The following is a 14,014-nucleotide window of genomic DNA, read 5'->3' on the forward strand; positions in this document are numbered from 1 at the left end:
GCAATGCCGGAGAGAGGGCATGCCGAGCCCCAGCGAGGCACCGAGTGGTGGGGCACAGCCTTTTGCTTCCTTTTTGGCGTTTGAAAAAGGGAGTCGCTGTAAAAGCGAAACCATAAGCCGCCGTTACCGCAGCAATGGATATGTACGCAGGCAACCAATTTCACACAGGGCTTCCTGTGACGCCCCGCATCACCGTTGCGCACGGCTCAATTAACGCGTCGTCAATGGAACGCGGAGCGTCCCTGGCGGCATTCCCACGCAGAGCGTGGGAACGATCATCCAGGTGCACCCGAAAAAGTCAGGTCGGCTTTAAGGCCGCCTCGCTTTAGCTCTGGATTTGGGTACCCCGTCAAACCAAGAGCCTGTTGCCCAGTTTTTCGCTGGCCCGGCGTTCCCACGTTTGGAAAAGTAAGCCGCCGTAAGGCCCAAACTCTAAGTGGCCATTACCGCAACAACGGATATTTCCCCCAATTTTCTTCATACAGGCTATTGGCTTCCATGGATGAGCTACCATAGCTAAACCGTTTTTTTATCCGGAGAAGATTATGCATCGATTGGTTAAGCCGTCGGATTATGTTCTTCAGACTGCGCTGGACAAAATGGTCTACATGCTTCCCTGGGAACGACGACATTGCCCCGGAAACCCTACGGAAGAGCCCGAGCAAGGCGCGCTGCTCTACAACCAATACATCCTGAACTTCCTGCACGGTGTGGCGCCGCGTACGCCCAGTGAACGAATCGTTGAAATTGCCCAATGGTGCCTGGCGTTAGCCGGCGAGCCTGCGCGGGCGTTGGCCGATGATTTGTCTGCGGCTTACCTCAGTCGATACAGCTTCGTGCTTGCTGATATTTCAAAATTCGACGATGAGTCGAGAGAATTTCGGGGGCATCTGGCGCTCTGGCCTGAAGAAATCAAAAAAATGCCAGCCAATCTGGTAATGGCTTTGCGAGCCAGGGCCGCGGGACTCTTACTGCGCTGACACATTGGGCAGCCAGAAAATCGGGGGCAGGCGACAGGCAAATCGATTGTTGACCTGCTCACCCCCATGCGCCAACCGCCAAGCTAATCTCCCATACGTTGTTTGTCGCTCTCCAAGGCACGCCAACACTGCCAGCAGCACCCACAGGCCCACGCCGAAGATCACCAGGTAGAACGCCAGGATTGTCCATGTCGCGCCTACCACCTGTCCCGGGAAACCGCTGACAGGCTGTCCGCCGTGCGCAGCAATCCATAAACGGTGAACGGCTGGCGGCCAACCTCTGTCGCTGTCCACCCACTCAACATCGCGAGGAATCCAGCCGAGGTCATCCCGACACTCCACCTGTACATCCAGCGCGTGGCATACAGGCGATGTCGCCACGCAGGACCAGGCTGGCCACGCCCTGCCCCAACATCAACAGGCCCAGGCCGACCATGACGCGAAAAGCAAAGAACACCGTGCACAGGGGGGATGTCCTGGGGCGGGAATTCGTCGAGGGCGGCGATGGTGCTACTCAGGTCATGCCGCAGGTACAGCGAATCCGCACGCAACAGCTGCCAGGCACTGACGCCGGCCAGTAGTGTCGCGAGACCAGGAAACGCGGCCAAGGTCATGTGCGCAAGCCGATAAGGGAAGGAAGGATTGAAGATGATTGCCCAGCAATCCCGTGCAATGAAGCGTCCATCTGCGCCAATGGCGTAACCGGCGGGTGTATGCATCCAGGAGTTGGCCGACAGGATCCAGAAGGCACTGAAGAGCGATCCGATGGCGACGGCGCAAGTGGCAAAAAAATGCAGGCGCGGGCCGACCTTCTTCATGCCGAACAACATGATGCCAAGAAAACACGCCTCCAGAAAAAAGGCCGCCAGCACTTCGCAGAAAATCAACGGGCCGAGGGTGTCTCCCGCCTGGGTCGACAGCCGCGATCAGTTGAGCCCGAACTGGTACTCCGGAATCAGCCCCGACGCCGTGCCCACCGCCACGGTGAGGGCAAACACTTTCAGCCAATAGCGGTAGACGTCCAGGAAAATCTTTTGCCGGCGCCACAGCCAAAGCGCTTCAAGCGCCATCAGGAAGTTGTGTTGCACACAGCACTCAATCGCAACTCCGGTAATCGGCTTTGTCGCCCATGGCTGTCTCTACCCACACTCGCCGGCCAACGCACGTTGATGAAAATGCGGCAGCAGCTTCAATGAGTGGTCTGCCGCCAACCGCTGCACCTCACAACGCGAACCGATGAACCGATGCTGCCGGCTGAAGATGCTCAGCCCCCGTTCGGTCTGATAAGCCCAGGCAAAACAAATGGTGCCAGCGGGAATCCCGTCGACGTCATCAGGGCCAAGGATGCCTGTCGTCGCCACAGCCACGTTGGCGGTGCTGTCGTGCAGGGCTCCCAGAGCCATTTCCCGCGCCACTTCACAGCTGGTCAGATTGAACGTTGCGATCGTGTCGGGATTGACCCTCAACAGTCGCTGCTTCGCTTGGGGTGAGTAGACCACATAGCCGCTCTCGATCAGCTCTCCACTGCCTTCGACCTCGGAAAGCAGGGTGATGATTTTGCCGGCGGTGCACGACTCCGCCGTGGTCAGCAGCAATGCGTACTTGCGCAGATATTCAACAGTGTCGTCGGCAATAGGCATGGCGCCTCCCGGTAACGCCTGGTGTCGTTAATGTCGGCTCACGACTCGCACAGCGCTGGTTGCAGGTCATCACTTGCGCAGGGCTCTTGCGATGTTTCCATCAGCAGTTGATCCACCACGTCAGCGAGTGCGGCATGGGTATCCCCTGTGCTGCGCAGGGCTCGTTGGTAAACGCTGCGCTGTCGGTCGGCACTGGTGCCATTGCGCAGGATCCGGCGGGCCTGGGAAAAGACGTTTTCCACGTGCATTGACCGCGCTGTTTCACCCAGGATCTGCTGCGCCAGGACAAGCCACTGCTCGGCCGAGAAGGGTCGGTCGTACCCTTCGACGATGAATGCCCCATGCGTGCCTGACCGTTTCGCGCGCCACCGATTTTCCTTGAGGATCCAACGGGACTCTTGCGAATAGCCCGACCCAGGCCGAGGTTGATCAATCGCATAGGCCACCAGCAGTCGAAAAAACGAGGCGATACACAAGGTGTCTTCAAGGCGCGGGCAGGCATCCGTCATACGTAACTCCAGGGTCGGATACCGCGAAGCAGGACGCACTCCCCACCAGCATTCGCTGGCCTGTCTGATGGCGCCGGTACGCATCAGCAGTGCGATGTAGGCGTCATGGGCAGCCTCATCTTCGAAGTACTCCGGGATGCCCATCCTCGGCCACTCGTCACAGGCCGTTTGCCGATAGCTCATGAAGCCGCTGTCGGCACCGTCCCAAAAGGGCGAGGAACTGCTCAGTGCCAACAACAGCGGCGTCCACGGCAAGACTTCGTTCATCACTTGGATACGATCAAGGTGACCCGGCACCTCGACATGTACGTGCAGCCCCGACAGCACACTGCGCCGGGCGACCCGTTGGTAGTCGTCAAACAGCTGGAGAAAATGATCCTGCCCGGTGGCCTGCTGCGTGCGCCAGTCAGCCAAAGGATGGCTACCCGCACAGAGCAGTCCAAGGCCGTAAGTCTCGAGCGTACGCTGCAAACGTGTGCGAGCAGAGACAAGGTAGTTCTCGGCTTCCGGCATGCAGGTGAAGATAGGGGAAGCTACTTCGATCTGGCCCTGGAACATTTCATAAGCAAAGCAACTGCCCATCGCCTCCTGGCACGCTTCGATCGAAGCGCCGGGAGGCTCATCGGACATTCGCCGGGTGTGCAAGTCAGTGATGAAGTATTCCTCTTCAATTCCGAACTTCAACCGTCTGTTCATGGATGTGCCCTCGCCTTTCACACTGCCGCCTGCAATCACCCCTGATCATCAACCCCCACGTCACCATCGCTCACTTGGCCCACTCGGTGATAATCCTCTCCCGCTACTGCGCGCAGAAAAGCCAGATCGGCCTTTATTCGCAGATCACGCCACTCTTGCCAACTGACAATGCGCAGGCGATCCATTTCATCTGATTGTCTGAGCAGTTCTTCGTGATAGGCATCCGGAGATTCCTTGCGCAGTGCAATGTCATCGAGTGCTTGGTACCAGGCGTCCAATGCACACAATCTTCGTTCCTGTGCCGGCGTCAGTCGGTTTGTGAAGGCGTTCATGGCAGTGGAATTCCCGAGTCATTTCTGAATGGATCAACACGGTTCGAGGCAGGTTCATGGGGACCGACAAGAGGCGCCGACCAGGTTGCAGGCGTTCTGGTTCAGCCCAATGCGTATGCACGGTAATGACCAGGACAAACAGCCAGACTCGATTGAAGCGCTCGACTTCAGGCCGCTTGCGTCCACGTTGCAGATCTCATGGGGCACAAACCGTCCGGCCAGTCGTCCGTCTATGTTCAATCGCTTAAAACTTTTCCCGGCTGCGCGTTCTCAACTGCTGTTGCAGCAAATCCCAAGCAAAAAAAGGGAGGTCAAGATTCGACCTCCCGCCTTTCGCTTGATGCCTTACGACGTACCTAACCCACGAGACAGATCGGCTGATTGGCTGCCGGGCACGGGGCGATCCCCTACGGGCTTCTCCACATCCGTGTGCTCGGTGGTTTTAGTCACCGTATCGCGCACCGCTTCGAATCCCTCCCGAGCCTGCTGCTTGACCTTGTCGGCCAACCCTGCGGCGGTCTTGCCCATGTAGCGCTGCTCGGTCGCTGTCGAGGGTAATGCTGCCCCCAACATCGCCCCCAAGGCGATGCCTGCAGCGGCCATCATCAGCGGCTGTTCCTTGAGCAACTGGCTGACCTGGTTGCTCATCTGTTGCGTTCCGCGCACCAGGCGATCGCTGGCATCGTGCACGGCATGGCTGATGTTTTCGCTGGCAGCGCCCAGGTTATCGCCCAAGTGCGCCGCTTTGCCTTTAACCGTCTGGTAACCCTCCTTCAGGGTGTCGGCAGTCTGGTGCAAATGCTCGCGCGCACCGTCGAGGCCATCCGCCAGGCCATCGGTCCACTCCCCTACCTTGTTCTCCTGTGGTTGCGCTCGATAAACGGGACGAGGAGTCGGCGGACGGTTCTGGCTCATCATCAACCATAACAGTCCCACCGACGTCACCACCGCAGGCACCGGATTATTGCGCACGCTCGTGCCAAGGTTACTCAGGAACGTAGTGCCGTTGCTCTGCATGAAAGACAACGCCTGATCGAAGACCTGACCCGGGGTGAACTTGCTTTCCAGCGCATCGACGATGTTGCCAATGCTTGCACGCTGCGCATCGATTTCACGCTCGATGGTCTCGGGGCTTTTTTGCGATTCGATTTCGAATTCACTGTTCATGAGACTCTCCTACGCAGCGCTTCCTGGTCTTTGTTCAAGGCGTCCAGCGTGCGATCAGGCTTGAAGTGGGACGGTTCGAACTGTTTTTTCCCGGATTGCAACATGGCGAACCCGACGATCATCACCACGACACCGACGATCAGTGCGGCCAGCCACGGTGCCATGACCATGCTCAAGCCATAGACCACGGACATCAGCAGAATGATGAACCCCGCCAGCAGCACAATCGCCCCGCCAGCGACACCGGCAATGCCAGCCTTGAGCGTCGTAAGGCTGGCTAGCAGCTCAGCCTTGGCCAACGCCAGTTCCTTGGTGAACAACGAGGGCACTTCGCGCGTCAACTGACGCAACAGCCCGACAACCGAAGCGTCAGTCTCAGGCACGGGCACCGGTCTTGCGCCCGGCAGATCTGGGTTATCTCTGTTCATCACAGCGCTCCTTTAAAGGACGTGGAACCGGGAGTCGGATTCGTCGCGAAGTCTGATGGATGACCCTGTCCGTTCGGCGAGGCCGGCGTGATGCCGGTTGCCAGACCCGGGTTGTGATCGGGACGTGTCGGAACGGAGGTTTCGTAAGGTCGTTGAGCGCCAAAACCACCTGACGGAGGCATTGAACGACCTGTCGCCGGATCGCCACCATCGCTATCGCTGACTGTCGCCGCAGGCGCGGTGCCGGCCTTGAGAAAACGCGAAAGGCCAAAGCCCAGCGCAATGCTGCCGGCAATGAACAATCCCGGATTATTGCGCGCCAGATCGGCCGCGTCGTGGAGCAGCTGCTCCGCGCTTTTCCCGCGCAAATTCCCCGCCAGCCCGCTCATGGACTCCGCCATGTCTGCGAGGTAGTCGGACATTCCAAGCTTGTCCTTGTCCTCAAGTTCCGAAACGAAAGATTTTGCCCCTTGGGCCAGGGCCTCGATCTGATCGGCTGCCGTGTCACGGTACTGGCCAAACTGCTCATCCACCTGCTGTCTCGCACCGCCAAGCGCTTCTGTCACGTTCTCCTTGAGGTGTTCAAAGTCAGGGGCTGGTGTTGCTGTATTGGGCTTGTCTGACAGGTTATCTGTCGTGCTGTCTGTAGTATTCATGTCGTCCCTCGCCTTCTGAGTGAAGAAAAGCGTTATCAGGGTTCGCCACGAAATAGCCGCAGCCCCCCTCCCTTCTGATGACGGGACAGTGTGATGGGGAGTTCCAATGGAATGATGAGTGATCAATACTTCTCAAGCGGGAAGCCCACCTGTTGCGTCAGTGCCAAGGCTGGGAGCTCGCGCCCCTCTCACCTAGCAGGTACAACGGATCGTGGTGACCACCAGCGCTACCAGCTGACAAACAGGTATCCAGGCGACCTGGACGATCAGCAACAGGGTAAAGGACAGGAAGGCCCTGAGCAGAAAGGCATGGGTCATCCTGATGCAGGACAGCTTGCGATGGGTCCCGGTGTGGTTGTGCCTCACGGCAAGCAGCAGTTTCTCCACCAGCTCGGGCTTGGGATCGGTCTTGCACCACAGGCTCGCCAGGTCACTGGCGTCGACCCGGCTTGAGGTTGATACCTTGAGCGTTTCGAATGCCCATATACCTGCGCGAAACAGATACAAGGTGGCCACCAGGAAGATGCCCAACCAGACGATGCTGTAGCCGATGGTTGATTTGTCGCTCCAGATGCTCGCAAGCAAAGAGGCTAACACCGGTGCGAGCGCGGTGACGGCTGCCAGGTAGAGGCTGGCTTTGGCGTCTGCGGTTTTTCGTCGATCCGATTCGGCATCATCGAGGCGTCGCGCTTCTTCAAGCGCCGCATCGGTGTCAACGTCCCAGTTGGCCGCCCTGATACTCGTGTTGTCCTGCTGATGCCCGGTCTCTTGCTCCTTGAGCGCTTGCGTAGTGAGCGTTTGCAACCGGGGCCAGATCAACTCTGAAAGGTTCATGGGCGGCCAATGCCTTGGAGTTCATCGACAATGGCGCGGGGATAGGCACGGCGGCTACCTTGTCCCGCCACGCCCGCTGCCAATTGGGTTGATTTCATGATAGTCGAGTGCGCCGTATCTGACGGAGGGGCAAACCCGTCAGCCGATCACGCGCGCATACACCGATCTGTCGACGTTGCCACCGGACAGGATCACCCCCACCCTTTTGCCCCTCATTGCGTCGCGCTCCTGGATGAGCGCTGCCAGGGCGGCGGCGCCTGCGCCTTCTGCGAGATTGTGGGTATCGGTGTAATACATGCACATGGCCTCGGCAATCTGCGCCTCGTTGACCGACACGATCCGCGCTGCACCTGCCGCGTAGACGGCAAAGGCTTCGGCAATCGGCTTGCGCACGGCGAGGCCGTCGGCAAAGGTGTCGGCAGAGGCGGTTTCACATAGTGCACCCGTTTCAAAGGATAATTTCGCGGCTGCCGCCTCGGTGGACACCACGCCGACCACTTGGGTTTTCAGGCCCAGCGCATCGCGGGCGGCAATCACTGCGCAAATCCCCGAGCCACAACCAATCGGCACGTAGACGGTATCCAGGTCCGGCGCGGCCTTGAACAGTTCCAGCGCATAGGTGGCCACGCCTTTGACCAGCTCGGTGTGGAATGGCGGTACCAGGTAAAGGCCATGGACCTGTGCCAGGCGTGCGGCTTCCTCGCGGGCCTCATCGAAATCGCGGCCATGTTCGACCACTTCGCCGCCAAATCCGCGCATGGCATTGTTCTTTTCCAGAGAGTTACCTTGCGGCACGACAATCAGCGAATTCAACCCCTGCGCGCTGGCCGCCAGCGCCAGGCTTTGACCATGATTGCCGCGGGTGGCAGTGGCAATGCCTCGCACGCCCGGGTGCGTGCGCTTGAGCCAGTGCATGAAGGTAATGCCGCCACGCACCTTGAATGCACCGGTCGGCGTGTGGTTTTCGTGCTTGACCCACACGGTGCAACCCAGGCGTTCAGCCAGCAAGGGCCAGGGGTACTGCGCGGTCGCAGGCATCACCTGGTAAACCAGGCGAGCAGCTTGTTCGATATCGTCGCGAGTCAGTGTGTGCATGAGGAGGCTCCCAGGGGTTTGGCCCAGTCTAGTCACGCACGCCCTTGGCCGGCTTTCAGAAAACCGACCTGACTTTCGGCCCCCTTCTTAATTACTATGGTGTGTATGAACCCTCTCAACCACCTGCAACCGCCATTCCCGCCTGAACCGGTGCGCCGTATCGAGGTGGGGCCATGGGCGATCGAACTGCTACCCGGCAGCGCCTACGCGACCCGATATGTCGCGAACCAGTCGGCGATTGGCTTTGCCTTCGACAGCCAGCGCGGCCTGCACGCCATCGGCAGCGATCGGGTACAACCCTTCATTGCCATGCCCAACGGCCTGGCGTTCGTCCCCACCGGGTGTGACGTATTGTCTGAATCGCCAACGGGCGGTGAATACCTGCGGGTGATACGCACCGACGGGAGGGTATTGCCGGGGGATCGGGCCTTCAACAACCGCATGGATCCGCAGGCGACCGCCCTCGCCCTGCGAATGCGCGGTGCGCTGTTGCAGGCTGGGGTGGCGGACGATTGGGAGGCCTGGGCACTCGCACTGGCTGAACGAGCCACGGGTAACGAAGGCTTGCCGGCACCGCTGCATGGCGCGATAACCGCCAGCCGCATGCGCCTGCTCGACGAGCTCATCGATGCCAGCCTCGACGGCCCGCTGGGTGTGCAGGCAATGGCGCAATTGCTCGGGTTGTCCGAAGGTTATTTCATGCGTGCGTTCAAGCAGGCGACGGGGCAAAGCCCGCACAGTTACCTGATTGACCGGCGCCTTGCCAAGGCGCGTGCCCTGATGCGTGATTCGACCGCGCGGCTGGCGGACATCGCCCACGCCTGCGGTTTCAACTCCCAGGCGCACATGACGACCACCTTCAGACAGCGTCTTGGCGTGAGTCCCGCGCAGTTGCGTGGTTGCTAGTCCCGGATGGGGTTAAGCCAGCAGCTCAGTGATCCATCGGGCCTGCCGGGCGATGTCCTGCACCTTCTCCTCGGGCACGGCCTGCCGCGCCCGCGCGAAATGGCCCAGGGTCTTGTGCTTGACGCGCAGCATTCGCTGCCATTTGGCCAGGAACACGGGGCTGCGGGCCTGCATCTGCCATGGGCCGAAGTACAGTTCCTGGGCGCTATACACCATTGGTCCGGCGCGCTCGGCGACGATGACTTCGTAATAAAAGCGATTTTCCCGCAGCACTTCCTCACAAAGGATGCCGTAGCCATTTTCCATCAGCCATAGGCGAAGCGGCTGTTCGCCGCCGTTGGGCTGCAGGATCAGGCGTTCCTTGCCGCTCAGGCGCGCCTTGCCGCTGTTGAGGATGTCGCGGATGGTCTCGCCGCCCATGCCACAGAGGCTGATCGCCGTGATGTCGTCTTCCGGCTCGATTGCTGCCAGGCCATTGGCCAGGCGTACGCTGATCCGTGCGTGCTGGCCGCTCTCGCGCACGGTGCGTTCGGCCGAGCGAAATGGTGTCAACGCCACCTCACCGGCCACTGCCGCGCTGATCGCGCCACGGCGCATCAACGCCACTGGCAGGTAGCCGTGATCCGAGCCGATATCGGCCAGGCGCGCGCCGGCTGGCACATGCGCCGCCACGCGTTCCAGGCGCATGGACAATGTCTGTTCGTTCAATTACTACCCCTTTTCACCCCGAACATGCAGCACCTTTGGCCCGATCGGGGGGCGATTCTGTCGAGTAACGCCGTGCATTTCAAATTTATGCGACAAGGGCGCCATGACTGTTGATCGGCAACACCTTCACCAGCCCCCCAGGCCGACTAGACTGATCAGGCACACCACCGGTTGCCAGCCGCTTGAGCCAGGGGAAACGGGATGACCGCAATAACAGTGCGCCAATGCTCGTCATGGGTCCTGCCCTCTTTTCTCGCCATCAACCTGGTGCTGACAGCGGGATGTGCGGGCAAGAACACCTCGGCTCGCAACTCGGCCTCAGGCACAGGCGCAAGCTGCTATGCCAAAGCCCTGCCCTCCGCTGGCGAAGGCGGCCTGGCCTTTGGCTCCACCTTGAGCATTGCGCGGCAGAAGTCGTTGAATAACTGCATACGTTATGCGGGTCGTTCGGGGGGTACACCCGGGACGTGCCAGGTGGTGTTGTCGGAGTGCAGGCATTGATCTGGCGGTCGCTAGGTGAGTCAGGTTTCCCGCGTGATCGTTGACCTTCATCGCGAGCAAGCTCCACAGCTACAACAACTCTCTGTCGCCAATAGCCATGGAGCAGTTCAGCATGCTCGCGATGGACGCTGGGCACCTGACGGCCCGCGGTGCTGTGATCGTTGCCACGCTCTGCGTGGGAATGCATCCTGTGACGCTCCGCGTCACCATTGCGCACGGCTCACGTCATGCACCGTCAGCGGAACGCGGAGCGTCCCTGGCGGCATTCCCACGCAGAGCGTGGGAACGATCACACCGCGCACAGACCAGTAATCAGGTCGGCTGTCAGGCCGCCTCGCTTTGGCTGTTGCGGTTGCTTTGGCTGTTGACTTTCTTGCCCCCTCGAGAGGCCGAGTGGAGGTTCTGCCCAGTGGCTAAACCGGCATGGATGCCGGTTTAGCCGCGCACGGCCATGGATGGCCGATCGCGGCGACCCACGGAGCAGGACCGGAGCGAGGGCATGCCGAGCCTTAGCGAGGCACCGAACGCCAGGGGCAAGAGCCCTTGGTTACTTGGGGCTGTTCCAAGTGACTCGCTGTAAAAGCGAAACCCCAGGTGGCCGTTACCGCAGAAATGGATATGTACCCGGTCAACAAAACCCAGGTCGGATGTCAGGCCGCCATCGCTGCGATGCGGCGACCCGACAAGCCAGCTCCCACAGGGGATCGTGCTCACCTGAAATCAGGCCCACGGCCACAAGGTTGAAGCCGGCAAAAGAACGGTGGCGTCTAGTCAGTTTCACTCAGGGATGCCCGGTTTTTTGCGCCGGTGCCGCATACCATTTATCCCTGGGCACCCGCTTCTCATGCTCGGGATCGCCCAGATAGTGCGGCGACATGATCTGCACTTCGTACTCGTTGAACACATCCTGGATATTGGCGTGCAGCATGCTCAACAACACCGCGCGGGGGCGTGGCTGGCTGGGGATGGCCTGGGCCACGAGGCGATACTCGGGATAAAAATCCGACAGGGCTGTCTGGAATACCTGCGCTGGCGGTTCATCGAGCACGCCCGGGGTGCGCCTGGCGGCTTCCAGCAGCATGGCTTCGACCTGACGCCACGGCGTGTCGTAGCCGATGGTCACCACGGTGTCGACCACATAACCCGGGCCCTGCACGGTGCGCGAATAGTTCTTGGTGACGGTGGCGGTAATCATTGAATTGGGCAGGGTCAGTACTTCCCCAAGGCCGGTGCGAATGCGCGTGGTAAACATGCCCAGCTCCGTCACCGTGCCTTCGTATTCGCCAATGCGCACGAACTCGCCGGGGCGTAAGGTGCGCGTGTAGGTCAGGATCAACCCGGACGCGGCCTGCCCGACCACGCTGGTGGCGCCCAGGGAAATCATCAGGCCGATCAGCACCGATAAACCCTTGAAGGCTTCAGTGCCAGCGCCCGGCAGGTAGGGATAGGCCATGGCCAGGGCGAACAGCCAGATGGCCAGCGACGTCAGGCGCTGGGTCGGTTGCAAGGTTTCCTGGTTCAACCAGCTGAAGGTGCCGGGGGTGGCCATGCGCCGCAGGATCCGACGGGCGAAGACCGTGGTGCCGCGGGCAATGAAAAAGATCGCCAAGGCCACGCCCAGTCCGGGTATCGCGCCGACGATGCCCTGGAATAGATAACCGGCGACTTCCAACAGGTAGTTGTTGAGGCTTTCGCCCCAAGGCCGGGTGTAGGGAAAGCGGGACAGGACAAAACCCAGCCATTCGTAGGTCAGCAGCAAGACGACCAGCCAGCGCACTATCCCCAGCAGGCGGCTGACCAGCGGATACAGGTAGTTGGCATCGATCACCTGCACCCGTCCGACTTTCAACGCCTGGGTGTGCCGGTGCATCAGGTCCGGCAGTTTTTTCAGCAAGCGACGGCGCAGGTACGCCATGCCCCAGAGCAACACAACATAGATACCGGTAGCCAGCGCTGCACCCGCCAACGATCTGAGAATCAAGTGCAGGCTACGGGCTTCCTGGGTTTCGGCCACCACTTGGCGCAGTTTGCCAGCAGCACTTTCAGCCGCCTGCCTGACTGATTCGAACTCGGTGGTATCGACATCCTTGGGGGAAACGATAAACGCGCGCTTGGCGCCCAGCAGCACCAGGTAACTACCCTGGATGCCATCAAGGGTGACACTCAGGTCGTCCGCATCATCCAGTGCTTCGTTGATCGCTGTCTTGGCCCGTTTGACCCGGATCTGCGGCGCTTCACCGAGTAATGCACCGCGAAACACAATGATGCTGCGATTGGCGATTTTCAGTTCCGCAGGCGCCGGTTGCGCCTCCAGCGGTGGGGGAGCGTCCTCGGCTCGCAGCAATATCGACCAGCACATCGCGACAATGACGATCAATGGGGCGAGCAACCAGCTGCGCATGCATCCGTTCCTTACGTCACTGGGTTCTGGACAGGGTACGTATCGCAGCGTAGTCCAGCGACGGACGGTTGTCAGATATCGTCAACCGGCGTTCAACATGCACACCGGTGATCGGCCACTGCCGCCGTTGCGCCTCAGTTGGGATCCAGCAACCCACCGCTCCAGTGCCGCGAAAGGCGACTGCCAGTGAACTTCGCCACCCCCATGCCCCGGGCGATCAAACGATCGCGATAGCGTGTGACCAGGCGCCCGGTCTGCTCGGCATACAGCACCACTTCGGAGGACGGGTCACCTGGGCGGCGCAGGATTCGTGCAAAGCGCTGCCCCTGCTCGACATGATCGCCCAGTTCCTTCTCGAAGATCAGCACCCCGGGCTGCGGCGCGACAATGGTCTCCATGTGGCCCATCTCCACGGCCTCGACGGCCCAGTCGGCGGGCGCCAGCGCATCGTCGAGGATGCCTTGGCCACAAAGCCAGGCGTAAAGCCCCTGTGCATCCTGCTCGGCAAAACGGTCGCTGACGTCACCCTGCCCTCGCAGCTCCAGGGTCGCGGCCAGGCGCTGCCCAGTCGTGCCGTCGCGCAGCCATGGCGCAATAATCGTTTCCTCGAACGAACCGTCGCCGCCGTCATCCCAGATGATCGCCAGGTCCATCCGCAGCGCCGCCGCCAGTTCACGGCCACGGGGCCAGAAACTGCGGTGCACATACAGGTAGGGCAGCGCTTCGTCGTCGGTGTGCAGGTCCAGCATCACATCCGCCGGTGCCGCCAGTTGCACCAGTTTCTGTTGCCACTCCTGGACATTGGTCGAAGGCCGCGGCATCGCGGCCGACCGATCGAAGCCACGGTTGAAGTTCTGTCCGCTGGCATCGTGAAAACGTCCCAGGATCCGCCCCTGGCGAAACTGACCGATACCCAGCGGGTTGGCCTGTGGTACCACGGTCACGCTGCCGTTGAGGCGGCCTTGGGACTCGGCCACCTCAAGGCGTTGCATCAACAGGTGCAGCACCAGCATGCCGGCGATTTCATCGGCATGTACCCCGGCCTGCAAGTGCACCTTGGGCCCACCGCGGCCGCCCTCGAAACGCCAGGCACCGACCTGTACCGGCTCACCATTGTTGTTGCGAACCTCGAACGAAACATCCTGCGCCATAAGCCAGTCC

At 60.6% G+C, this 14,014-nt stretch carries 15 protein-coding genes and 1 pseudogene; 3 read left to right on the forward strand and 13 right to left on the reverse strand.

Translation table 11 applies throughout. The features are described from left to right. Nucleotides 1–545 precede the first annotated feature (545 nt). A complete protein-coding gene (locus AC1Q8Q_RS21775) occupies nucleotides 546–980 on the forward strand; it encodes a hypothetical protein (protein WP_020799224.1) in 435 nt (144 codons plus the stop codon). Nucleotides 981–1,177: 197 nt separating this feature from the next. On the opposite strand, the gene AC1Q8Q_RS21780 is transcribed toward AC1Q8Q_RS21775, so the two are convergent. The 10 genes and pseudogenes from AC1Q8Q_RS21780 to AC1Q8Q_RS21825 form a co-directional block, all read right to left on the reverse strand. Next, nucleotides 1,178–1,594 carry a cytochrome ubiquinol oxidase subunit I gene (locus AC1Q8Q_RS21780; protein ID WP_240963561.1) on the reverse strand — a complete coding sequence of 139 codons (417 nt, stop codon included), beginning with the start codon at nucleotides 1,592–1,594 and terminating at the stop codon, nucleotides 1,178–1,180. Further along, nucleotides 1,580–2,050, reverse strand: a pseudogene (locus tag AC1Q8Q_RS21785) (cytochrome ubiquinol oxidase subunit I); the annotation flags it as partial. The pseudogene AC1Q8Q_RS21785 and the gene AC1Q8Q_RS21780, both read right to left, overlap by 15 nt. 69 nt (nucleotides 2,051–2,119) lie before the next feature. Further along, nucleotides 2,120–2,620, reverse strand: coding sequence for a CinA family protein (locus AC1Q8Q_RS21790; RefSeq protein WP_033045559.1), 501 nt, complete (start codon nucleotides 2,618–2,620; stop codon nucleotides 2,120–2,122). A 38-nt stretch (nucleotides 2,621–2,658) separates the two neighbouring features. Then, nucleotides 2,659–3,825, reverse strand: coding sequence for a carboxylate-amine ligase (locus AC1Q8Q_RS21795; RefSeq protein WP_492615480.1), 1,167 nt, complete (start codon nucleotides 3,823–3,825; stop codon nucleotides 2,659–2,661). Between the two features lie 35 nt (nucleotides 3,826–3,860). Further along, nucleotides 3,861–4,157 carry a hypothetical protein gene (locus tag AC1Q8Q_RS21800; RefSeq protein WP_492615481.1) on the reverse strand — a complete coding sequence of 99 codons (297 nt, stop codon included), beginning with the start codon at nucleotides 4,155–4,157 and terminating at the stop codon, nucleotides 3,861–3,863. A 345-nt stretch (nucleotides 4,158–4,502) separates the two neighbouring features. Then, nucleotides 4,503–5,324: a DUF3618 domain-containing protein gene (locus tag AC1Q8Q_RS21805; RefSeq protein ID WP_020799230.1), complete on the reverse strand. Its 822-nt coding sequence runs from the start codon at nucleotides 5,322–5,324 to the stop codon at nucleotides 4,503–4,505. Then, nucleotides 5,321–5,752 (reverse strand): phage holin family protein, encoded by a 432-nt coding sequence (locus AC1Q8Q_RS21810; RefSeq protein WP_020799231.1) that lies wholly within the window; start codon nucleotides 5,750–5,752, stop codon nucleotides 5,321–5,323. Before AC1Q8Q_RS21810 ends, AC1Q8Q_RS21805 begins: the two co-directional genes overlap by 4 nt. After that, nucleotides 5,752–6,408 carry a hypothetical protein gene (locus AC1Q8Q_RS21815; RefSeq protein WP_033045555.1) on the reverse strand — a complete coding sequence of 219 codons (657 nt, stop codon included), beginning with the start codon at nucleotides 6,406–6,408 and terminating at the stop codon, nucleotides 5,752–5,754. The genes AC1Q8Q_RS21810 and AC1Q8Q_RS21815 overlap by 1 nt, the downstream gene beginning before the upstream one ends. 192 nt (nucleotides 6,409–6,600) lie before the next feature. Further along, nucleotides 6,601–7,242: a hypothetical protein gene (locus AC1Q8Q_RS21820; RefSeq protein WP_033045554.1), complete on the reverse strand. Its 642-nt coding sequence runs from the start codon at nucleotides 7,240–7,242 to the stop codon at nucleotides 6,601–6,603. A 138-nt stretch (nucleotides 7,243–7,380) separates the two neighbouring features. Beyond that, on the reverse strand, nucleotides 7,381–8,337 hold the full coding sequence (locus AC1Q8Q_RS21825) for a threonine dehydratase (protein WP_151142066.1): 957 nt from the start codon (nucleotides 8,335–8,337) through the stop codon (nucleotides 7,381–7,383). A gap of 96 nt (nucleotides 8,338–8,433) precedes the next feature. On the opposite strand from AC1Q8Q_RS21825, the gene AC1Q8Q_RS21830 reads away from it, so the two are divergent. Next, nucleotides 8,434–9,243 (forward strand): helix-turn-helix transcriptional regulator, encoded by an 810-nt coding sequence (locus AC1Q8Q_RS21830; RefSeq protein WP_168758152.1) that lies wholly within the window; start codon nucleotides 8,434–8,436, stop codon nucleotides 9,241–9,243. A 12-nt stretch (nucleotides 9,244–9,255) separates the two neighbouring features. Here AC1Q8Q_RS21830 and AC1Q8Q_RS21835 read toward each other — a convergent pair whose 3' ends face one another. Further along, the gene (locus tag AC1Q8Q_RS21835; protein ID WP_492615482.1) at nucleotides 9,256–9,951 is read right to left on the reverse strand and encodes a tRNA (adenine(22)-N(1))-methyltransferase; all 696 of its coding nucleotides are present in this window, start codon (nucleotides 9,949–9,951) and stop codon (nucleotides 9,256–9,258) included. 201 nt (nucleotides 9,952–10,152) lie between these two features. On the opposite strand from AC1Q8Q_RS21835, the gene AC1Q8Q_RS21840 reads away from it, so the two are divergent. Then, nucleotides 10,153–10,452 carry a hypothetical protein gene (locus tag AC1Q8Q_RS21840; RefSeq protein ID WP_080725397.1) on the forward strand — a complete coding sequence of 100 codons (300 nt, stop codon included), beginning with the start codon at nucleotides 10,153–10,155 and terminating at the stop codon, nucleotides 10,450–10,452. 781 nt (nucleotides 10,453–11,233) lie between these two features. On the opposite strand, the gene AC1Q8Q_RS21845 is transcribed toward AC1Q8Q_RS21840, so the two are convergent. Next, nucleotides 11,234–12,853, reverse strand: a complete 1,620-nt coding sequence (locus AC1Q8Q_RS21845; RefSeq protein WP_168758153.1) for a mechanosensitive ion channel family protein — start codon at nucleotides 12,851–12,853, stop codon at nucleotides 11,234–11,236. 134 nt (nucleotides 12,854–12,987) lie between these two features. Continuing rightward, nucleotides 12,988–14,004, reverse strand: coding sequence for a M14 family metallopeptidase (locus AC1Q8Q_RS21850; protein ID WP_492615483.1), 1,017 nt, complete (start codon nucleotides 14,002–14,004; stop codon nucleotides 12,988–12,990). Nucleotides 14,005–14,014: the final 10 nt, after the last annotated feature.

Source organism: Pseudomonas sp. GW823-FHT06B06 (assembly GCF_058795195.1).

Bases quoted from the DNA above. Each gene is read 5' to 3' on its own strand.
- AC1Q8Q_RS21775 (WP_020799224.1), top strand. From the start codon at position 546: ATGCATCGATTGGTTAAGCCGTCGGATTATGTTCTTCAGACTGCGCTG.
- AC1Q8Q_RS21780 (WP_240963561.1), bottom strand. From the start codon at position 1,594: ATGACCTTGGCCGCGTTTCCTGGTCTCGCGACACTACTGGCCGGCGTC.
- AC1Q8Q_RS21790 (WP_033045559.1), bottom strand. From the start codon at position 2,620: ATGCCTATTGCCGACGACACTGTTGAATATCTGCGCAAGTACGCATTG.
- AC1Q8Q_RS21795 (WP_492615480.1), bottom strand. From the start codon at position 3,825: ATGAACAGACGGTTGAAGTTCGGAATTGAAGAGGAATACTTCATCACT.
- AC1Q8Q_RS21800 (WP_492615481.1), bottom strand. From the start codon at position 4,157: ATGAACGCCTTCACAAACCGACTGACGCCGGCACAGGAACGAAGATTG.
- AC1Q8Q_RS21805 (WP_020799230.1), bottom strand. From the start codon at position 5,324: ATGAACAGTGAATTCGAAATCGAATCGCAAAAAAGCCCCGAGACCATC.
- AC1Q8Q_RS21810 (WP_020799231.1), bottom strand. From the start codon at position 5,752: ATGAACAGAGATAACCCAGATCTGCCGGGCGCAAGACCGGTGCCCGTG.
- AC1Q8Q_RS21815 (WP_033045555.1), bottom strand. From the start codon at position 6,408: ATGAATACTACAGACAGCACGACAGATAACCTGTCAGACAAGCCCAAT.
- AC1Q8Q_RS21820 (WP_033045554.1), bottom strand. From the start codon at position 7,242: ATGAACCTTTCAGAGTTGATCTGGCCCCGGTTGCAAACGCTCACTACG.
- AC1Q8Q_RS21825 (WP_151142066.1), bottom strand. From the start codon at position 8,337: ATGCACACACTGACTCGCGACGATATCGAACAAGCTGCTCGCCTGGTT.
- AC1Q8Q_RS21830 (WP_168758152.1), top strand. From the start codon at position 8,434: ATGGTGTGTATGAACCCTCTCAACCACCTGCAACCGCCATTCCCGCCT.
- AC1Q8Q_RS21840 (WP_080725397.1), top strand. From the start codon at position 10,153: ATGACCGCAATAACAGTGCGCCAATGCTCGTCATGGGTCCTGCCCTCT.
- AC1Q8Q_RS21845 (WP_168758153.1), bottom strand. From the start codon at position 12,853: ATGCGCAGCTGGTTGCTCGCCCCATTGATCGTCATTGTCGCGATGTGC.
- AC1Q8Q_RS21850 (WP_492615483.1), bottom strand. From the start codon at position 14,004: ATGGCGCAGGATGTTTCGTTCGAGGTTCGCAACAACAATGGTGAGCCG.